The sequence below is a fragment of the Rhizobium sp. BK650 genome (assembly GCF_014195325.1).
Lineage (GTDB): Bacteria > Pseudomonadota > Alphaproteobacteria > Rhizobiales > Rhizobiaceae > Rhizobium.
The window spans coordinates 12,926-32,994 of the sequence record NZ_JACIBK010000020.1; the positions used below are offsets into that span (position 1 = coordinate 12,926).

A 20,069-nucleotide genomic window follows, 5' to 3' on the forward strand; every position below is an offset into this window, starting at 1 on the left:
CCGGTCGCTTTTCCCGGCCATGCCCGGCATCTGCGCAAGCATGGCCGATTTCCGATGGCTGATCAGAATGCCGGATCCTTGACGGAATCCGGTGTGTCGAAGCTCGCGCCGAACCACTTTTTCTGCAGCGTCGCCATCCGACCGTCAGCTTTGATTTTCAGCATGGCCGCGTCGATTGCGTCCATCAGCGGCGCATGATCTGCATCCTTCAGGCCGATAAAGCCGAAGTAGGATTTCTTGCCAAATGGCGGCAGTACGACTTCGAACGTGCCTTCGCGCTGCTTGGCGACGAAAGCTATATTCGGCAGTGAGTTGGCAACACCAGCGATTCGGCCGGCCGCGAGATCCGCATAGGACTCGGTGAAGGCTGGATACTCGCGGATATCGACCTTCGTCGGCAGGGTTTCGGAAAACTCCTTGAGCTGGTCCAGCTGAGCGGTCGCCTTGCCGACGCCAATCTTCTTGCCAGCGATATCCTCCGGCTTGCTGATCGTCTGGTCGCCCGCCTTTTTCAGGATCGCAATCGTCGCCTCAGCAAGCGGCGGCGTAAAACGATAGCGCTCCATGCGCTTCTTGGTGATCGTCGCTGGGCCTGCGACGACGTCGAACTTGCCGGCTTCGAGCGCCGGGAAGACGCCATCCCAGGGGAGTGTGACCCATTCGATTTTCACCCCGAGTTCCTTGCCGATCTCGTCAAAAAGATCGACATTCAAGCCTACGTGCTCGCCGGCATCGATAAAATCGAACGGTGCGAAGGCCGTCTCGGTACCGACTTTCATGGTGCCAGCGGCCTTGACGGCAGCAAGCGTGTCGGCCGCATGGGCAGACATCGTCACGCCGAACAGAAACGCAGCGCCGACCAGCCCCTTCAGAAGCGCATTCTTCCTCATGTTTTTCTCTCCAGTTTTTAACCTTCCGGTGGAAGGTCCAAGTTCCCTAATCGTTGTCCCGCCGAGTGGATTTCTCTGATCCGCTTTTGTCTATACAAATAGATACGGGCCAGCCTACACTGTCAAACGCTAAACTCGACGTACGCAAGATTTGTGCCGCATAGTGCCGGGTAGCCGCCTAGTGCGGGAGCGGCGGCGTCGATGGAAATTGAATGTCATCGCTGGATCGAGGTGATTTTTGGTCTCAATTCATCAGAGAATTGTCGAAGACATCGAAACCAGGATCATGGGCGGCATCTGGCTACCTGGTCATCGCATCCCCTTCGAACACGAGTTGGTAGAAGAGTATCAATGTTCGCGAATGACCGTGAACAAGGCTCTTTCGGCCTTGGCGCAACGTGGCATGATCACGCGCCGCCGCAAGGTTGGCTCCTTCGTCGCCTCCCGGCAGATCGACCGCACCGTGATGGATATCCAAGACATTTCTACGGAAGCCGAATTGGCGGGACACCACCACAGCCACAAGATCCTGCGGCGAAAGGTCGAGACACTGGATGCCGCCACCGCCGCACAGCTCGGCGAGACGACGGGAGCGGACATCCTGCGGCTTCACTGCCTGCACACGGTGGACGGCAAGCCAAATGCGCTTGAGCGGCGCATCATCATGCTCGCCATGGTACCGTCTGCAAGAACCGAAAGCTTTGCGTCGGTTCCGCCCGGCAAATGGTTGCTGGACATGGTGCCTTGGTCGAAGGCGAGACATGTCATCCGCGCCGTATCGGCCGATGCCGCCACTGCGCGACTGCTTGAGACCGAGCGTGGCAAGGCCTGCCTGACCCTGATCCGCCAGACATGGCAGATGAGCCGCACGGTCACTCACGTTGAAATCATCCATCCCGGCGACCGTTTCCAATTCGCCGGTGATTTCCATCCAACGGAGCGAGGGGTCCCAAATCAACGGTCGAAGAGAGGCTCCTTTTGACGGAAAAACAGGTTATCCGAACCGTGCCGCTCAAGGGCTTGCAGGCGTTCGAAGCTGTCGGCCGGTGCGGCGGCGTAAGCGCTGCGGCCCTCGAGCTGAAGGTTTCCCCCGGCGCGATAAGTCAACAGATTCGCAAGATCGAGAGTTTTCTCGGCGTCACCTTGTTGGAGCGCAACGGGCGCACTGTCGAGCTCACCCAATGGGGGCGGCTCTATCACCAGGAAATATCGAAGGGTTTCGAGCAATTCGCGCTTGCGGAACAGGTTTTGGAACGGGCTCGCAATGAGAATGCTCTGGTTTTGAGCGCCCTATCGTCCGTCGTCAATAAGTGGATAGGGCGCCGGATCTTTGACTGGCAAGCCCTTCATCCGAACGCTCATGTCAGGATTGTCGGCCGCGACAAAGAACCGCGCATGGGCTTTGACGACGTCGATTTCCGCATCAGCTATGGATCGGATGTGCTGCAGCACGACCACTATACCGAACTGTTCCGCGATTGGGTCGTGCCAGCCTGCTCACCGGCGCTGATCAAGGGCAAGGCGCCCTCCGTCGCAGGGCTTCTCGAATATCCACTCCTGCATGTCGAATGGGAGCGGCATTTCTCACCCTATCCAAGCTGGCGCGAATTTGCTGCCAAGACGGGCGCCACGTTCGAGGAGAGCGCAGCCGGCCTTTCCTTCACTCTGTCGAGCAGTGCGATTGACGCAGCCGTCAACAAGCGCGGCGTCGTCCTCGCGCAGATGTCTATGATTGCCGATGAGCTTGAGGCACAGACGCTCGTCATTCCCGTCGACATACGCCTAGCTCTGCGCGAAAGCTATTATCTCGCCTGGGACCGCGCGGCGTTGCAGAAGCCCCATGGGCGCGAATTCCGTGACTGGCTCGTGGGTGTTTCCCGCCAGCAGGCGCTGGCGTCCGCGCCGAGGCCGACACTTTAGAAAAACTAAAACAGAACTCAGCTGCGCAATATTGATGAAAATTTGGGCCTGGCGATAATTTCCGCAGCCGGTTGCCCGCGCAGGCGCGACCGATATGGCAGGAGAGCTTCGATGGCGCGAACCGACAAGATGAAACTCGGAACTTTCGTCTATACGTTCGGTTTTCATCCCGCCGCCTGGCTGCACCCCGGAAGCGACGTCAATGGCGCCAACGACTTCGCTCATCTGCTCGATATCGCCAAACGATCCGAAGCCGCCAAATTCGATTTCATGTTCATGCCGGATTCGCCCGCCGCGGCCGTCGGCGATGCGAATGCGCTCGCCCGCACTCCGACCAAGATGAACCGTTTCGAACCCCTCTCGCTGCTTTCGGCTCTGGCGGTCACAACCGATAATCTCGGCCTCGTGGCGACGGTCTCCACGAGTTATTACGAGCCGTACAATGTTGCGCGCTTGTTCTCCTCGATCGACCATCTGAGCGGGGGACGCGCCTGCTGGAATGTCGTCACCTCCGACCACGACGAAACCGGCTACAACTTCAACCGCGAGGGGCTCGACCCGCATGCGTTGCGATATGAGCGCGGCAACGAGTTCATCGACGTCGTGTTCGGTCTTTGGGACAGCTTCGAAGAAGGCGCGTTGGTTCTCGACCGTGAAACCGGCGTCTACTACGACAAGAGCAAACACCATACGCTCAATCACAAAGGCAAGCACTTTCAGGTCCGCGGCCCCCTCAACATCGCGCGAACGCCTCAGGGCCGCCCCGTCATCGCCCAGGCGGGCGGTTCAGAACCCGGAATGGACATGGCGGCACGCACTGCCGAGATCGTCTTCAGCCTCGCGTCCAATATCGAGCGCAACCGGGCCTTCTACGAGAACGTCAAGCGCCGGATGCCGGCCTATGGCCGCAATGCCGACGACCTGAAGATCATGCCTGGCGTCGTTATCAACGTCGGTGAGACCGAAGCCGAGGCAAAAGCGAAAGTGGATTATCTGATCGACAAGATGCATCCGGACGTGGGCCGGCTGATGCTCTCTGAGTTCCTTGAGGCTGATCTGCATGACGTGGCCCTCGACCAGCCCTTTCCCATGGAGCGGCTGCCGGCAGCGCCGAAGGGGTCACGCGCTCTGTTCGACGAACTGGTCGATTTCGTCACCAGTGGCCACACCGTCGGCGAACTCGTCCGACATTATGCCGAAAAACATACCGGAAACGGCATGACAGGCACACCGTCCCAGATTGCCGACTTCATGGAGGAATGGTTCGAGACGCGCGCTGCCGACGGCTTCATCCTGATGTTTCCGACCTTGCCGTCCAGTCTCGACGACTTCGTGCGGCTCGTCCTGCCCGAGCTTCGACGTCGCGGGCTGTTTCGTGAGGAATATGAAGGCAGAACCTTGCGGGAAAACCTCGGCCTCTCAACGCCGGCAAACCGCTTTGCCAAAACATGAGTGCTGAAACCTTGATCAGCGAAGCGGACTTCAAGCTTTCGATGCGCCATCTGGCAGGTGCTGTCACTGTGATCACCGTCGGCGACGGGGAGGACCGTACCGGCTTCACCGCGACGTCGGTCTCTTCATTTTCGGCGGCGCCGCCCTCCGTCATCGTCAGCGTCAACCGTGCGTCTTCCTCTTGGCCAGTACTGCAGCGCTACGGCTGCTTCTGCATCAACGTGCTTGCCGCCGATCAGCAGACTGTGGCGCAATCCTTTGCCGGCCTTGATGGACGCAAAGGCGCCGAACGCTATGGCGATGCGGGCTGGTATCGCCTGAAGACCGGCGCAGCCGTCCTTGAAAAGGCTCTTGCGGTGCTGGATTGCAGGCTTGAAGCCGCTTTCCACCATCATTCCCATGCAATTTTGATCGGGCATATCTGCGCCATCCAAATCCGAAAGAGCATAGGGCCGCTTCTCTATTGGCGCGGCAGCTATCATCAACTTCCGGCAGAGGCCGAGCCAGCGGTCTAGAAGAGCCGGTCCGACAGTAGGCCTATCGATGCGACATCCGCATTGGCAAAGGCAAGCCTGAGGTAACGTTCCTGTCCTTCGCCAAAATAGGCGCCGGGCAAAGAAACGATGCCGGATTCGCTGGCGAGTTTTTCCGCCACCTCGGAAGAGGATCGATCGGTGAAAGGGTGGCGAACAAAGGCGAAATAGGCGCCGATCGCGCCAATCTCCCAGCCTGGCAGCTTGGACACGACCAGCCTCAGCGCGTCCGCCCGGCGAGCGATCTCGGCACGGTTTCCGGCCCGCCAGTCGGCGAGCAACGGAATAGCCGCTGCAACGGCGATCTGAGCCGAACGCGGTGCGCAGATCTGCATGTTGTCCATCACTTTCGCGATCTCGGCGACGAGTTTGGGTCCTGCCGTGATCGCACCCAGCCTGTGACCGGGAATGCAGAAGGATTTCGAGAAGCTATAGAGAAGAACGAGCGTGTCCTCCCAACCCGGCTCGGACAGTAGAGAGTGCGGGCGTCCGTGCTCGGCGCCGAGAAAATCGCGATAGGTCTCATCGACGATCAGCCAGGCGCCATATTTCCGGCAGAGAACGAAAAGCTCATGAAGCAACTCCGGCGGATACACGGCGCCGGTCGGATTGTTGGGTGTGACGACCGTCAGAACCTTGGCGCCGGCCGCCAGTGCCGCCTCGGCCGAACGCCGATCGGGAAAAAACCCATTGGCGGGATCGCAGTCGACCAATCGCCGCCCGATCCCCAGCATCGACAGCGTCGTGTCATGATTGAAATAGAAGGGATTGGTGAGGGCGACGCTATCGCCCGCGCCAGCAAGCGCGATCGCGGCACACATGAACGCCTGATTGCAGCCGGCGGTTATGTGGATATTGCCGGCGGAAATGGCGGCGCCGTAAAGCTCGCCGACATGGGCAGCGTAGGCCTCGCGCAATAGGGGCTCGCCCTCGATCGGCCCGTATCCCGTCATCGCCTGTTGTCCGGCCGTCTCGGAAAGAAGCCGCAGCATCTCCGGATGCGCGGGATAGCCGGGCACGGCTTGCGACAGGTCGATGAGTGGCCCCTTCAGCCCTTTGTACTGACGGCCCCAGGCGACGACGGAAGGAATAGGCGGGGCAGAAAGGCGGGAAACGAGTAAATTGGATTTTGCAGCGGTCATAACGATTTCTCTTTGATCCCGATTGCTACAACGATACCAATGGCTTTCTCAACCTCTTTGTTGGGCGAGACGAAGTTGAAGCGGAGACGCATGCCGATGGTGTGGGATAAAATGCGGCTTGAGCAGCTGCGCGCCGAATTTGCCGATACCAATGGCGGCGAGATTTCCGATGAGAAGTTTCGGAAAGTGGCGGAGAAGATCATCTCCAAAAATGGCACGAGACTGGCGCCATATTCTGGAGTGCCAACTTTTCTCAGCGCACCCTACATGCAGGTGGCCGCCGAAGAGCCGGACTTCGGCAATCTGCAGGTTGCAATCACCGGTATCCCGATGGATCTGGGCGTCACCAATCGTCCAGGCTCCCGTTTTGGACCGCGCGCCCTTCGCGCCATCGAGAGGATCGGACCATATAATCACGTTCTCGGCACGGCCCCGGTTTTCGATCTTCGGGTCGCCGACATCGGCGACGTACCGTTCCAGAGCCGTTACCGGCTGGAGCTCAGCCACGACGACATCGAAAAGCGCATTGGCCAAATTGTCGATGCCGGCGTCGCACCGCTTTCCGTCGGAGGCGATCATTCCATCACCCATCCAATTTTGAAGGCGGTCGGCCGCCATCAGCCGGTTGGCCTCATCCATATCGATGCCCATTGCGACACAAGCGGCGCCTTCGATCAGACGAAGTTTCATCACGGCGGGCCATTCCGCAATGCTGTGCTGGACGGCGTGCTCGATCCGACGAGGACGATCCAGATCGGCATCCGCGGCTCGGCGGAATATTTATGGGAATTCTCGTATAAGTCGGGAATGACCGTGATCCACGCAGAGGAGATCAGCGAAATGGGGATCGCGGCCGTCATCGCCAAGGCCAAGGCGATCGTCGGCGACGGCCCGACCTATCTCTCCTTCGATGTCGACAGCCTCGATCCGAGTTTTGCGCCCGGCACCGGCACGCCCGAGATCGGTGGATTGACCACGCGTGAAGTCCTTGAACTGATAAGAGGGCTGAAAGGGGTAAACCTGGTGGGTGGCGACGTCGTCGAAGTTGCCCCGCAATATGATGCGACGACCAACACAGCGCATGCCGCGGCCCAGGTGCTTTTTGAAGTTCTGAGCCTGATGGTGTTCAGCCCATCGATCGGGAAACGCTGAACTCCCAAATCTTCAACTTCTGCGACCGAGTTGCGACAGAGCGGCGAACATGAAGGAGGAGCGCCAGGATGAGCACTGACCGGGAGACCGTGCGGTCCTATGATGCGGTCGCGAAGGAGTACGCGGCCGAGGCGGCGGCGATGCCCGAATGGGTCGCAATAGAGATTGATGCGTTCGTGACCGAGCTGGGTGGCTCCGGCAGGGTGCTGGAGATCGGAAGCGGTGGCGGGCGAGATGCAGTTCAGCTTGAGACGCGCGGGATTAGCGTTCGGCGCACCGACATTTCGAAGGTTTCGTCGAACTGCTTCGCGAAAATGGTTTCCAGGCCGATTTGTTGGACCCGCTCACCGACGACTTGGCCGACCCGCAGCGTCCCGGTACGCCTTACGACGGGATCTGGGCCTGTGCCTGCCTGATTCACGTTGCGCGCGAGGATTTCGGCACGGTACTTGGACGGCTTGCCCAGGCGACCCGGAGCGGTGGCCGGCTGCACGCGTCGGTTAGAGAGGGCGAAGGCAAGGATTTATCCACACACGGGAGTGCTTCAGCGCCGCGGCGTTACGTCGAGACATATTGGCGTGAGCCTGCGCTGCGGTCCGAACTCGCAAAGGCCGGCTGGATCGTCAGCGAGATACGTCGGTACGTCCGAAAGCCGCGTGAGCAGTGGCTGAGCGTTCGGGCGATTCGGGCGTGACCGCCCAGCCCCTGCGGAAATGGGTAATTAGGAGCGCAAAGCTCTTGCGCGGATACCAACTCTCGGCACCATATTTATCTCGCCACTTTCCAATCAAATCAGCCGCTAGGCTTTCGAAGCGGAAGGCGCCTAGCTATGCGCCGCGATGTCCAGATCATCGTCAATCTCGGTGAAGCTGCCTCGTCTGCGGGAGCTTTCTTGACAATCGCATGGTAGCCAACGGCGGGCGGATGGAGGCACGCAAAATTCCAGCTGCGACCGAGATCGACGGATTTTACAGTGCCTTGTTCGCGGCCATGGGGGCGGCCCAGGTCCCGAGCAGCATGCTCATGAAGCGTTCGGCTGCTGGCGAAAGCGATCCGTTTCGCCTCCGGACAACGCCGATGGTCCGCGAAATCTCAGGATTGCGGATAGGCCTTGTGACAAGAAAAGGATGATCCCCCTGAGGCGTCGCCATCTTCGGAAGCACTGAGATGCCGAGGCCCGCCTCGACGAGACCAAGCGAGGTTGAAAGATGCGTCACCTCGTAGAACCAGTTAAGTTTGATGCTCGATTTCGCCAATGCCGCATCCAGAAGGGTTCGGTTGGCACTGGAGCGGTGCACAGTAATCAGATGATAGGGCTCCAGATCTCCCCACCCAACGTCGTCCTTCATCGCTAGTGGATGATCGCTGCGCGCGGCTAGAACGAAAGGGTCCTCGACAAGCCGTTCGAAAACCAGATCGCTATCTGAGCTTCCCATGATGTTGATGCCAAATTCAACCTCCCCCCGAGCAACAGCCTGCAAGGCATCGGTGGCGGTCAGGTCCAGAATCCTGAAGCGGATGTGCGGATACTCGATATTGAACTGACGAATGACCGAAGGAAGAAAGTAAAAGGCTGCCGTCGGCACGCAAGCAATGGTTACGAGGCCGCCGCGGCTGCCACCCAGCTCGCGCATCGCAAAGAGAGAGCCATCGAACTCCTCGAGCATGCGCTGAATAAGCGGTACCAGTCCAACCCCGAGGGCGGTGGCTGCGACATGACGTGTCGTTCGTTCGAGCAACGGAGCCCCGATTGCTTGCTCCAACTTTTGGATGCGCCGGCTGAGCGCCGGCTGCGACATGTTTAATTGATCCGCAGCCCGATTGAAGCTCTGCAGCTCCACGACTGAAAGGAAAGCGCGCAGATCAAGTATTTCGCAATTGATGTTCATTTCACATCAATACCCTCGTTATTAGCATTTCACAAATAAATCTTTATTCCGATAATGACAACAACTGACGAGATTGATACGGACCAAACATCATTACCGGGGTTTCGATGAACGATCTGCTTTCCATTCCATGTGTCCTGATGCGCGGCGGCACTTCGAAAGGGCCTTTCTTTCTCGCCTCCGATCTTCCGAGCGATCCATCATCGCGCGACCAGATTCTTCTTTCGGTGATGGGTTCGGGCCACCCCCTCCAGATCGATGGGATAGGCGGCGGAAACCCGATAACCAGTAAGGTGGCAATCGTCGGGAAGAGTACCGTCCCCGACGCTGACGTCGACTACCTTTTCGCCCAGGTGCGCGTCGATCAGCAGATCGTCGATACTTCACCCAATTGCGGCAACATGCTTGCGGCGGTGGGACCCTTCGCCATCGAAGCCGGCCTTGCCGCCGTTTGTGGCGAGACGACAATCGTGCGGATTAACAATGTCAACACGGGCAAGATGATTGAGGCGGAGGTGCCCACTCCTGAGGGACGCGTCGCATACATGGGTGACGCCGCCATCGACGGTGTGCCTGGACGGGCAGCGCCGATCGCCTTGACGTTCATGGACGCGGCTGGCGCCAGGACCGGCCGGCTCTTTCCCACGGGCAATGCAATCGACACCATAGACGGTGTGGACGTAACGTGCATCGACTGTGCCATGCCAATGATCCTCATGGAAGCCCAATCACTCGGTGTGAGCGGCTATGAAACATCTGCCGAACTGAACCGGAATTCAGCCCTGCTGCAGCAAATGGAAGCAGTTCGTCTCAGCGCCGGCGAGCGGATGGGCATGGGTGATGTACGCGACCAGGTGACCCCGAAGCCCGTCCTAATCTCGAAGCCGAAAAAAGACGGCGCACTCAATGTGCGCTATTTCATGCCCCATGAGTGCCATCCGTCGCTTGCAACGACGGGAGCGGTCGGGATTGCGACTGCGTGCATCAATGAGGGAACGGTTGCCTCGCGCCTTGTCGGCCTGCAAGAGCCGCCCATCATCCTCTCGCTTGAACACCCGAGCGGACGTTTGGACGTCAAACTCCAACACCGCGACGGCAAGGTCGTCGCGGGCATTCTGAGGACCGCCAGGCGGCTCTTCGAAGGCCGCGTCTTCGCCAGGCCAGTCAAAAATCTGATTTGTGCTGCATAATCTGTCAATCTACCGGCACTGGGAGAGTGCCTCAACGGAGGAAAGAACATGAAGAAGCTCATCTTGGCACTCGCCGCAACCGTGGTTTTCGCGGGGTCTGCTTACGCCGAGTCCGTGCGGATCAGCGTCGGCTCCTATAACCTGAACAACCTGCCGTTTCCCGTGGCCCAGGGCCTAGGCCTTTACAAGCAGGAGGGCCTGGACGTCACGGTCGAAAATTTCGCATCCGGCGGCTCAAAGACGCTCCAGGCGCTTGTTGCCGGCTCAACGGATGTGGCGGTCGGCTTCTACGACCACACGATCCAGATGCAGTCTCAGCGCAAGGATGTGGTCGCATTTGTGGAGTTGGCCCGCAATTCGGGTCTCGTCCTTGCAGGCGGCAAGAACTCTACGTTCGATCCAGCCAAGCCCGAAACCATCAAGGGTGCGAAGATTGGGATCACGGCGCCCGGTTCGTCTTCAGATTTCTTCGTTCGCTACTATCTGCAGCGCCACAAGATCTCGGCAGATGAGGTCTCGATCATTGGTGTCGGCTCCGGATCGGCCGCCGTCGCCGCGCTGGAACAGGGAAAGATCGACCTGCTCGTCAACTACGACCCGGCTGCGACGTTCGTCGTCGAAAAGGGTGTGGGAAAAATACTGATCGACGCAAGAAACGACGAAGGCGCAAAGGAGATCTATGGGGGCCTCTATCCGACCTCAGTCCTTTACGCGACACAATCCTACATCTCCGACAATCCGCAGACGATCCAGAAGGTCACGAACGCCACGGTGAAGGCGTTGGAATGGATGAAGAACCACACCGCTGCGGAGATCGTCGAGAAGCTGCCTCCCGAGTTCATTTCCGGCGACAAGGAAACCTACGTGAAGGCCCTCGAGAACGCCCGCGCGATCTTCTCGACCGATGGAACGCTCAGCGAAGACGACATCAAAACTCCTCTTGCCGTCCTCCAATCCTTTAACGAGAAGGTCGCCACTGCAAAAATCGACCTGAGCAAAACCTACACCAACGAGTTTGTATCCAAGGTGTCCAAAGCGGCATCGAACTGAGGGAGGTTAAAATGACCGTGGCGGCCTTCAAGCCAACCATGCAAACGCCGCAGCTGGCGCCCGCAGCACGAGGAATGGTGTCGATCGAGAATGTCACCATGGCCTTTGGATCCTTCGTCGCCGTTCAGGACGTCAACCTGAACGTCGCCGACGGAGAATTTGTCGCGATCGTCGGCCCGACGGGTTGCGGAAAGAGCACGATCCTCAACGCGATCGCGGGATTGCTCAAGCCGGCGCAGGGCAGCGTCATGATCGACGGCAAGCCAGTTGCCGGGGTTCAGAACGATATCGGCTATCTCTTTCAGCAGGATGCGTTGCTGCCCTGGAAGACCGCTATCGAGAACGTCGAGCTTGGCCCGATGTTCCAGGGAACGGGCGCAAGAGACCGGCGCGAGCAATCCTTGCAGTGGCTTGCCAAAGTGGGGCTGAAGGGCTTCGAAGATCGTTATCCGCACCAGCTTTCTGGCGGGCAGCGCAAACGCGTGCAGATGGCCCAGGCTCTGATCACCGGCCCGAAAGTGATCTTGATGGACGAGCCCTTTTCGGCTCTCGACATTCACACACGGCATCTGATGCAGAACGAGCTCCTTCGCCTCTGGCAGGAGGAGCGCCGCGCCGTCGTGCTCATCACCCACGATCTTGAGGAGGCGATCGCTCTCGGCGACCGTGTCGTCGTACTGGCAGCCGGGCCGCGTTCGCGCGTAATCGACAGCTTCCCGGTCGGCCTCGAGCGTCCACGAGATGTCGCGGAAATCAAGCTCGATCCGAGGTTCACAGACCTTTATCGCAACATCTGGGCTTCCCTGCGTGGCGAAGTGGAGAAAAGCTATGCACGCCATGACTGAACGACTCATCCAACTCACGCTTCTGATCGTCGTCGTCGGAGGATGGCAGCTCGGCGTGAACGCCGGAGTAATCGACGTATTTTTCTTCCCATCCCCTGTCGATATCTTCCACCAGGTGCTGACCTGGGTAACTGACCCGTCTTTCTACAAACACGTGTCGATCACGCTGACGGAAACGGTTCTCGGTTACGTCATAGGCACGGTCCTTGGGATAGCCGCTGGCGTGTGGCTAGGTCTGTCCCGGTCGATTGCACGGATCCTCGATCCCTTTATCAAGGGGCTTAACGCCATTCCTCGCGTCGTGCTTGCGCCGATCTTTGTGCTGTGGCTAGGCCTCGGTCTATGGTCGAAGGTCGCGCTCGCGGTGACGTTGGTCTTCTTCGTGACCTTCTTCAACGCCATGCAGGGCGTCCGCGAAGTTAATCCGGTCGTCCTTTCAAATACGCGTATCCTGGGCGCCAAGCATTTCGATCTGCTCCGCCATGTCTACTTCCCGGCTGCGGCTAGCTGGATTCTTTCCTCACTTCGGACTTCGGTGGGCTTTGCAGTGGTCGGCGCAATCATTGGAGAATATCTCGGCGCCTCCGCCGGACTGGGCTATCTCATCGCCCAGGCCGAAGGCAATTTCGACGCGGTCGGCGTCTTTGCGGGTATCGTCATCCTGGCCATCTTCGTGCTCCTCATTGATCTGGTCCTGGACTTGGTCGAGTCGCGCCTCATCAAATGGCGTCCGAAAACAGCAGAAAGGCCCGCTTGAGAGCGGTGCGATTCCGCCAACAGGAAATCGATCGATCGCAATTTTACAAGAAAGGCGACGGCCGAGAGGCCGCCGCCATGAACGTCGGGTCAATTCAACCGGCAGAGAACAAGCTCAGGCAACGTTTGACTGCCGCTTCGGCAGCTTCCAGCCCGGACGAACGAAATGGCAGGTATAGCCATTCGGAATGCGTTCGAGATAATCCTGATGCTCTGGTTCGGCTTCCCAGAAATCGCCGACGGGAACGACTTCGGTCACCACCTTGCCCGGCCATAGGCCGGAGGCATTCACATCGGCGATCGTATCTTCGGCCGTCAGCCGCTGGCTTTCGTCCGTATAGAAGATCGCCGAGCGGTAGCTCGTGCCGATGTCATTGCCCTGACGATTGATAGTGGTCGGATCATGAATCTGGAAGAAGAACTCCAGGATGTCGCGATAGCTCGTCTTTTGCGGATCGAAGATGATCTCGATCGCTTCGGCATGATTGCCGTGGTTGCGATAGGTGGCGTTTGGAACTTCGCCCCCCGTATAGCCGACACGCGTTGAAACAACACCGGGAAATCGTCGAATAAGGTCCTGCATTCCCCAGAAGCAGCCGCCAGCAAGTACCGCACGTTCTGTTGTCATAGAGATGTCCTTTCCGATGCGCGAGATGAACGGGAATCGTCAGGTGCGCTTCGCTGACGCCCTATATGGGTATTCGGCTCGATCATCGCCAGTCCGCTGCATCGGCATCGCAATCTTCCCGAGACTGATTGAGACCTCCGGAAACTCATCCGGCTCAAGGCATAATTTCTGCGAAACGAGATTGACCGGCAAAACGGGACAAAGCACTCTCAATCAAGCTTTACGCTGTCTGGTCATCAGGACGGCCTTTGGCAACATCTGGCAAGCTCCCGCGTCCACACTTCTCTGTAGAGGTAGATGCGTTCTTTGCGCGAATACCTGACCCGAACGTCACTTCACAAACAGGCTCTTGAACCGCGAGGGCTGGCATCGGAGATATTGATTGGCCGCTTTCACCTGCCCGCCGAGTTCAGCTGCCGCGTGCCAGGGCCAGCGCGGATCATAGAGGATCGCACGGGCAAGCGCGATCAGGTCTGCATCGCCGGTTGCTACGATTGCCTCGGCCTGTGTCGGTTCGGTGATCAAGCCGACGGCAATGACCGGCATTCTGACGGCGCTTTTGATCGCCCGGGCGAACGGCACCTGATAGCTTGGGCTGATCGGGATCGCCTGCGACGGATGAAGGCCTCCGCTCGATACGTGGATGGCGTCGCATCCGCGTTCTTCGAGCATCCCGGCAAATTCGACACTCTCGGAAATTTCCAGACCGCCTTCGACCCAATCGGTGGCCGAAACGCGCATCGTCACGGGTCTCTCGGAGGGGAAGGCATTCCTGACCGCATCGAGAACCTCCAGCGGAAACCGGGCGCGATTTTTCAGTGAACCGCCATATTCGTCGGTTCGCTGGTTCGACAGAGGCGACAGGAATTCGTGCAGCAGGTATCCGTGAGCACCATGGATCTGAACGGCGTCGATGCCGATCTTCGCCGCCCGCCGTGCAGCAGCGGCAAAGGCATCGCGGACGCGCTTCAAGCCCTCACGGTCGAGCGCAGTCGGCGGCACGTAGTTCGGATTGAAGGCAATAGCGGAGGGCGCTTCGGTCTGCCATCCGTTCGGATGGTTTGGCGGAAACTGGCCGCCGCCTCGCCATGGAACCTCGCTCGAAGCCTTGCGGCCGGCATGTGCCAATTGCACCGCAATCGGCATGTCGGACCATTTCCTGATGCTTTCGAGCGTGCGGGCCATGGCCCCCTCAGAGGCATCGTCATAAAGGCCGACATCGGCAAAGGTGATGCGCCCCTCGGCCACGACGGCAGTTGCCTCGATCGTCAAAAGCGCTGCACCGGAAAGCGCCAGCTGTCCAAGATGGATCAGATGCCAATCCGTCATGCAGCCGTCGACGGCCGAGTACTGGCACATGGGCGCAATCACGATGCGGTTGGCGAGTTCGAGATTGCGCACGGTGAAGGGAGAGAACAGGACTGGTTGGGGCATGGCCTTCCTCGAAGCAGGATCATTTGTTTCGGCTTATAGCACTCTGCCCGATATTTGCGATGATTAGCAGAGCCTTGCCACACCAGGAACGGTTCTGTGATGTCGTCAGCTTCCCGACGGCCGCTTGATCTTCCAGACCCGCAGATTGCGGTTGGGAGAAAAGCGTTTAAACCTAGGCCCCGGATGTGGGTTTCAAGAAATGTGGGCGGCATGGATCGATGGCAGGCAATGAGGGTTTTCGTGAAGGTCGCGGAGGCCGAAAGCTTTGCGGATGCGGGACGGCAACTCCACATGAGCCCGCCTGCCGTCACGCGAACCGTGTCCGCCCTGGAAGACATCATCGGGACGCGCCTTCTGACGCGCACAACCCGGTCCGTCAAACTGACAGAAGCCGGCGCGCGATATCTTTCCGACTGTCAGAGGCTTCTCGCCGACTTGACTGAAGTGGAGACGGCTGCGGCGGGCACCTATGGAAGACCGACCGGCACGCTGACGGTCACCTCCTCGGCTATGCTGGGAACAATGTTCGTCCTTCCGCTCATGACCGAATATCTGGACCTCTATCCTGATGTCATCGGTCGCGGCCTGTTCATCGATCGTGTCGTGAATATCATCGAGGAGGGCATCGACGTCGCGATCCGCATCGGTCACCTGCCCGATTCCGGCTTGACGGCGACGCGCGTCGGCCAAGTCAGACGGGTTATTTGCGGTTCGCCCCTCTATTTCGAAAAGCACGGCGTGCCGACGGCGCCTGGCGATCTGTCAAAGCATCGCATTATCGCATCGACCAGTGCATGGACGTCACTCGAATGGCGTTTTGGCGTGCAGAAGAAATCCACCGTTCACGTCAAGCCTCGTCTCTTCTGCAGCACCAACGAGGCTGCAATCTCGGCGGCAGCAAATGGCTGGGGACTGACGCGCGTTCTGTCCTACCAGATCGCGCCGCAGCTTGAAGCAGGCGAGTTACGCGCGATATTGTCCGATCATGAGGAAGAGGCGCTACCGATCCATGTCGTCCATCCGGAAGGTCGTTATGCCTCGGCAAAAGTACGAAGTTTCGTCGATTTCGCGGTCGGAAAGTTAAGAGCCAACAGGCATTTCAACTGACAGCGAAAGGTGGATGCCCGCGGACAGAAAAAGCCAACGCATTCATCGCTGAATGCGTTGGCCCTGAACGCGATTTTACTTCGTGATCTTGCGATCGAGGAAGTCGTGGATCAGCGGTGCCATCTCATCGAGCTTGTCTTCCAGCGCGAAATGGCCGGTATCGAGAAGGTGCAGTTCGGCGTCAGGAAGATCACGCAGGTAGGGATGCGCACCTTCCTCGGGAAAGATCTTATCGTTCTTGCCCCAGACGATCAGCGTCGGAGGCTTGCGATCGCGAAAGAAGGCCTGAAATTGCGGATAGAGCGGTACGTTCGTACCGTAATCGTGGAACAGATCGAGCTGGATATCCTTGTTGCCGGGGCGATCGAGCAAAGCCTGGTCGTGGACCCAATTGTCGGGGCTGATGCGCGACAGGTCCTTGACGCCATCGGTATACTGAAACTTCGTGGTTTCAAGAATGACGAGGTTGGAGAGGGCCTCACGCTTTTCAGTCGTATCTTCGGCCCAATAAGCCTTGATCGGATCCCAGAATTCGCGCAGGCCTTTCTCGTAGGCATTGCCGTTCTGCACGATCAGCCCGCTGACCCGTTCCGGGTGCTTGAGCGCCAGGCGATAGCCGACGGGTGCACCGTAATCCATGACATACATGGCATATTTCGTGGCGCCGAGTTTTGCCATAAGTGCGTCGACCATGTCGGCATAGTGGCCGAACGTATAGGCAAACTTCGTGTGATCGGGTGCATCGCTCTGACCGAAACCCGGATAGTCAGGTGCAATGACGTGATAGCGGTCGGCAAGCAGCGGAATGAGATTGCGGAACATGTGCGAAGATGTCGGGAACCCGTGCAGCAGCAGGACAACCGGGCCATCTGCAGGACCGGCTTCACGATAGAACATGTTCACACCATCGATTTCAGCTGTTCGATAGTGGACAGTGACGGGCACATGCTGGACAATGGCGGTTTGCTTGGCGGGAGCGGCAATGGCCTCGGAAAGGGGGGCGAAGCTCACGGTTGCCAGCATCAGGGAAAGGATCAGTCGGTTCATCTCGATTCTCCGTTTAACAAAATCCGCCAACAACCCTTGCTGGCCTGGCACCGAGAATAGCCAATCACCGGGTTCCGTTAATCGGCGGAATGCGGAAGGAATTATTCCATTTACAGGAATAGCCACACCCGGCTTGATCTGACGTTGCCGAGCACGAAGCCACCAGGAACCAGGAAGTCTCAATGGTCGAAAAAATTGCACCCACCTCGCCCACGGCAGCTTCCTCGGCCACCCATATCAATCATAGCACCTCCATAGGTTCCGAACCTGACAATGCCTGGGTTGCCGAGCGGCAGGCAGAGATCACTGCCGGCGGAAAAAGAAAAGGCGCCCATCCCGCCACTGCCGGCGATGAAGGAACCGTTGATGACGCTGACGATCGCGCAGCAGATCGGCATCTCGATCATCATTCGACACACCCGCATGCGCAAGAAGCCAGCCCGTATGAAGAGCGCCTCTCCGGCGAAAGCGAGCGTATAGGTACCGACAATTTCAACGAGGATGTACCTTTCGGGGAACACGTCGGTTACCTGTAAGTGGTCATGTTTACCTGCTGACGACCGCCCCCACAGCAGCCCGATCAGAGCCGGCTCATCATTGACATCGACCGGTTTCGTCCCGTTCTCGAAGTTCTCGCGCATCCACCGGGAGAGAAAACCTTTTCCCACTTGACAAATCTACTGAGAAAAGGTTTTCTCAGCGTCAGTTTGATGGAGGAGCAGCTGAACGCAGCGGAGGAAAAACGAGGCAGGATCACCATTCACGATGTCGCTGCGGCTGCCGGAATCAGCATCTCGACAGCGTCGAAAGCCCTCAACGATACGGGCCGCATGGGGCTGGAAACGCGCGAGCGGGTCAAACGCATTGCAGCCGAGATCGGCTACAGGCCAAACGCTTTGGCAAGGGGCCTGCTCAGCAAGCGCAGTTTCACGGTCGGGCTTCTGACCAACGACACCTACGGCCGCTTCACGCTGCCGGTCATGGCGGGCATCTCGGATGCTCTTGTCGATCATGGCGTTTCGGTCTTTCTGTGCGCGATCGAGGAGGATCCTGCACTTGGTCAGATTCACGTGGAAGCGATGCTCGACAAACAGGTTGACGGAATTATCGCCACCGGAAAGCGTCTCGACAGGCGGTTGCCCGTCGATCTGTCGAATTTGAACGTGCCTGTCGTCTATGCCTTCACGGAGGGGGCGCCGGGAAGCGTGACCTTCCGTTCCGATGATGCGCAAGGCGCGCGGCTGGCCGTGCAATGGTTGGCAAAGCTCGGGCGCAAACGGATCGTGCACGTCTCTGGGCCGGAGAATTTCTTTTCGGTGCGCGAGCGTGCCGATGCCTATTGCGAGGTTGCCGGAAAGGAGCGGCCGGTCCTGTTTGGGGTGTGGTCGGAAAGCTGGGGCCACGAGGCCGTTGCGAGACTGTGGAGCGGCGGCGGCGAAAAGCCTGACGGCATCTTCTGCGGCAATGACCAGATTGCCCGCGGTGTCATCGATGCGCTGCGCGAGCGCGGCATCCGGGTGCCGCAGGATGTTTCGGTGGTCGGCTTCGACAATTGGGAGATTGTCGCCGCTCAGACGCGTCCGCCGCTGACGACCGTGGATATGGAGTTGAAGGAACTGGGGCGGCAAGCCGGATTGACGGTTCTGGCGCTTGCGGAGGGGCATCAGGTGGAGCCCGGCATCAGGAAACTGCCGTGCCGTCTGGTCGTGCGGCAATCATGCGGGGGTGACCCCCCCGGAATATAGCAACGGCGCGATGGAGACGCGCCAACTTGGGAGGAGAGCCATGATGAAGCGTCTATTGGTGGCAACAAGTCTTGCCACCCTCTGCCTGGTCTCGACGGCCTCGGCTGCCGAAAAAATCGAAATGTGGGTTCGCACCGGCATCGGCGATTCCTTCAAGAAAGTTGTCGAGGCCTATAATGCGGGCCACGAAAACCAGGTCGTCACGACCGAAGTGCCCTTCGGCGAACTGGTGCAGAAATATGCAACCGCAATCGCCGGCGGCCAGGCACCCGACGCCCTGTCGATGGACCTGATCTACAACCCAGCCTTCGCTGCCGCAGGTCAACTCGAGGATCTGACGGACTGGGCAAAGAGCCTGCCTTATTTCAATTCGCTGTCGCCGTCGCATGTCAAACTCGGTACCTATCAGGACAAAATCTACGGTCTGCCGCTCTCGGTCGAGACCTCTGTCTTTGCCTGGAACAAGGATCTCTACAAGAAGGCCGGCCTCGATCCCGAAAAGGCGCCTACGACCTGGGAAGAAATCGAAGCCAATGCCGAGAAGATCCGCAAGCTCGGCGACGATACCTATGGCTTCTACTTCTCGGGCGGCGGCTGCGGCGGTTGTATGATCTTTACCTTCACGCCGCTCGTCTGGGGTGCGGGTGCCGATATCCTCTCGCAGGATGGTAAGACGGCAACGCTCGATACGCCCCAAATGCGCAAGGCCGTTGGCCTCTATCGCGATATGGTCAAGAAGGACCTCGTGCCGGCCAGTGCTGCGAGCGATAACGGGACGAACTTCTTAAGCTTCACGAACGGCAAAATTGGTCAGCAAAGTCTCGGCGCCTTCGCCATCGGCACGTTGGTCACGCAGTACCCCGACATCAATTTCGGCGTGACGCTGATCCCGAGCGTCGACGGCAAGACGTCCTCCTTTGCCGGCGGCGACAATTTCGTCATCACCAAGGGCACGAAGAAGATCGACGCCGTCAAGGAATTCCTCGAATATATCTATTCGATCGACGGCCAGAAGGTCATGGCAAAATATGGCAGCCTGCCGACACGCGGCGATATTGCCGACCAGGTGCTTGCCGGGCTGGATCCGCGCATGCAGGTGGGCCTGAAGGCGATCTCAGTTGCCAAGACACCCTATACGCTGCAGTTCAATGATCTGATCAACAGCGCAAACGGGCCCTGGGCGACGTTTACCAACGCCGCGATCTTCGGCGATGACGTCGATGGCGCGTTCTCGAACGCCCAGTCCGAGATGCAGTCCATCATCGACAGCGGCCAATAACTCTCCCGGC

At 58.8% G+C, this 20,069-nt stretch carries 19 protein-coding genes and 1 pseudogene; 13 read left to right on the forward strand and 7 right to left on the reverse strand.

The genetic code is table 11. From position 1 onward, the window contains the following. Window positions 1-62: 62 nt before the first annotated feature. A complete protein-coding gene (locus tag FHX15_RS29805; RefSeq protein WP_184401937.1) occupies window positions 63-890 on the reverse strand; it encodes a transporter substrate-binding domain-containing protein in 828 nt (275 codons plus the stop codon). A gap of 238 nt (window positions 891-1,128) precedes the next feature. On the opposite strand from FHX15_RS29805, the gene hutC reads away from it, so the two are divergent. The 4 genes from hutC (at window position 1,129) to FHX15_RS29825 (ending at window position 4,777) form a co-directional block, all read left to right on the forward strand. Then, window positions 1,129-1,872, forward strand: coding sequence for a histidine utilization repressor (gene hutC / locus FHX15_RS29810; protein WP_184401938.1), 744 nt, complete (start codon window positions 1,129-1,131; stop codon window positions 1,870-1,872). Further along, window positions 1,869-2,810 (forward strand): LysR family transcriptional regulator, encoded by a 942-nt coding sequence (locus tag FHX15_RS29815; protein WP_184401939.1) that lies wholly within the window; start codon window positions 1,869-1,871, stop codon window positions 2,808-2,810. Before hutC ends, FHX15_RS29815 begins: the two co-directional genes overlap by 4 nt. 111 nt (window positions 2,811-2,921) lie before the next feature. Continuing rightward, entirely contained in the window at window positions 2,922-4,262 is a 1,341-nt protein-coding gene (locus FHX15_RS29820; protein WP_184401940.1) for an LLM class flavin-dependent oxidoreductase, read from the forward strand. After that, window positions 4,259-4,777, forward strand: coding sequence for a flavin reductase family protein (locus FHX15_RS29825; protein WP_184401941.1), 519 nt, complete (start codon window positions 4,259-4,261; stop codon window positions 4,775-4,777). The genes FHX15_RS29820 and FHX15_RS29825 overlap by 4 nt, the downstream gene beginning before the upstream one ends. Here the strand turns inward: FHX15_RS29825 and FHX15_RS29830 are convergent. Further along, a complete protein-coding gene (locus tag FHX15_RS29830) occupies window positions 4,774-5,937 on the reverse strand; it encodes an aminotransferase (RefSeq protein ID WP_184401942.1) in 1,164 nt (387 codons plus the stop codon). The two genes, FHX15_RS29825 and FHX15_RS29830, sit on opposite strands and share 4 nt — an antisense overlap. Window positions 5,938-6,033: 96 nt before the next feature. Between FHX15_RS29830 and speB the strand changes: the two genes are divergently transcribed. Together speB and FHX15_RS31680 are read left to right on the forward strand one after the other, a co-directional pair. Next, window positions 6,034-7,089 carry an agmatinase gene (gene speB, locus FHX15_RS29835; RefSeq protein ID WP_184401943.1) on the forward strand — a complete coding sequence of 352 codons (1,056 nt, stop codon included), beginning with the start codon at window positions 6,034-6,036 and terminating at the stop codon, window positions 7,087-7,089. Window positions 7,090-7,157: 68 nt separating this feature from the next. Continuing rightward, a pseudogene (locus FHX15_RS31680) lies at window positions 7,158-7,783 on the forward strand (class I SAM-dependent methyltransferase). Between the two features lie 274 nt (window positions 7,784-8,057). On the opposite strand, the gene FHX15_RS29840 reads toward FHX15_RS31680, so the two are convergent. Next, entirely contained in the window at window positions 8,058-8,978 is a 921-nt protein-coding gene (locus FHX15_RS29840; RefSeq protein ID WP_184401944.1) for a LysR family transcriptional regulator, read from the reverse strand. Between the two features lie 107 nt (window positions 8,979-9,085). Between FHX15_RS29840 and FHX15_RS29845 the strand changes: the two genes are divergently transcribed. Genes FHX15_RS29845 through FHX15_RS29860 form a run of 4 tightly spaced genes read left to right on the forward strand, consistent with a single transcriptional unit; the run spans window position 9,086 to window position 12,820 of the window. Beyond that, window positions 9,086-10,168, forward strand: coding sequence for a 4-oxalomesaconate tautomerase (locus FHX15_RS29845; protein WP_184401945.1), 1,083 nt, complete (start codon window positions 9,086-9,088; stop codon window positions 10,166-10,168). A 48-nt stretch (window positions 10,169-10,216) separates the two neighbouring features. Then, the gene (locus FHX15_RS29850) at window positions 10,217-11,218 is read left to right on the forward strand and encodes an ABC transporter substrate-binding protein (RefSeq protein ID WP_184401946.1); all 1,002 of its coding nucleotides are present in this window, start codon (window positions 10,217-10,219) and stop codon (window positions 11,216-11,218) included. Between the two features lie 11 nt (window positions 11,219-11,229). Then, window positions 11,230-12,063, forward strand: a complete 834-nt coding sequence (locus FHX15_RS29855) for an ABC transporter ATP-binding protein (RefSeq protein ID WP_184401947.1) — start codon at window positions 11,230-11,232, stop codon at window positions 12,061-12,063. Then, window positions 12,047-12,820, forward strand: coding sequence for an ABC transporter permease (locus FHX15_RS29860; protein WP_184401948.1), 774 nt, complete (start codon window positions 12,047-12,049; stop codon window positions 12,818-12,820). Before FHX15_RS29855 ends, FHX15_RS29860 begins: the two co-directional genes overlap by 17 nt. Before the next feature lie 114 nt (window positions 12,821-12,934). On the opposite strand, the gene msrA is transcribed toward FHX15_RS29860, so the two are convergent. Next, window positions 12,935-13,447, reverse strand: a complete 513-nt coding sequence (gene msrA, locus FHX15_RS29865; protein ID WP_184401949.1) for a peptide-methionine (S)-S-oxide reductase MsrA — start codon at window positions 13,445-13,447, stop codon at window positions 12,935-12,937. Between the two features lie 330 nt (window positions 13,448-13,777). Next, window positions 13,778-14,881: an NADH:flavin oxidoreductase/NADH oxidase gene (locus FHX15_RS29870; RefSeq protein WP_184401950.1), complete on the reverse strand. Its 1,104-nt coding sequence runs from the start codon at window positions 14,879-14,881 to the stop codon at window positions 13,778-13,780. A 210-nt stretch (window positions 14,882-15,091) separates the two neighbouring features. Between FHX15_RS29870 and FHX15_RS29875 the strand changes: the two genes are divergently transcribed. After that, entirely contained in the window at window positions 15,092-15,988 is an 897-nt protein-coding gene (locus FHX15_RS29875) for a LysR family transcriptional regulator (RefSeq protein WP_184401951.1), read from the forward strand. A gap of 75 nt (window positions 15,989-16,063) precedes the next feature. Here FHX15_RS29875 and FHX15_RS29880 read toward each other — a convergent pair whose 3' ends face one another. Both FHX15_RS29880 and FHX15_RS29885 read right to left on the reverse strand, forming a co-directional pair. Then, a complete protein-coding gene (locus FHX15_RS29880; RefSeq protein ID WP_184401952.1) occupies window positions 16,064-17,035 on the reverse strand; it encodes an alpha/beta fold hydrolase in 972 nt (323 codons plus the stop codon). Between the two features lie 179 nt (window positions 17,036-17,214). Beyond that, window positions 17,215-17,703 (reverse strand): hypothetical protein, encoded by a 489-nt coding sequence (locus FHX15_RS29885; RefSeq protein WP_184401953.1) that lies wholly within the window; start codon window positions 17,701-17,703, stop codon window positions 17,215-17,217. Window positions 17,704-17,745: 42 nt separating this feature from the next. Between FHX15_RS29885 and FHX15_RS29890 the strand changes: the two genes are divergently transcribed. Both FHX15_RS29890 and FHX15_RS29895 read left to right on the forward strand, forming a co-directional pair. Beyond that, window positions 17,746-18,780, forward strand: a complete 1,035-nt coding sequence (locus FHX15_RS29890) for a LacI family DNA-binding transcriptional regulator (protein ID WP_184401954.1) — start codon at window positions 17,746-17,748, stop codon at window positions 18,778-18,780. Window positions 18,781-18,820: 40 nt separating this feature from the next. Then, the gene (locus tag FHX15_RS29895) at window positions 18,821-20,059 is read left to right on the forward strand and encodes an ABC transporter substrate-binding protein (protein ID WP_184401955.1); all 1,239 of its coding nucleotides are present in this window, start codon (window positions 18,821-18,823) and stop codon (window positions 20,057-20,059) included. The last annotated feature ends 10 nt before the right edge of the window (window positions 20,060-20,069 follow it).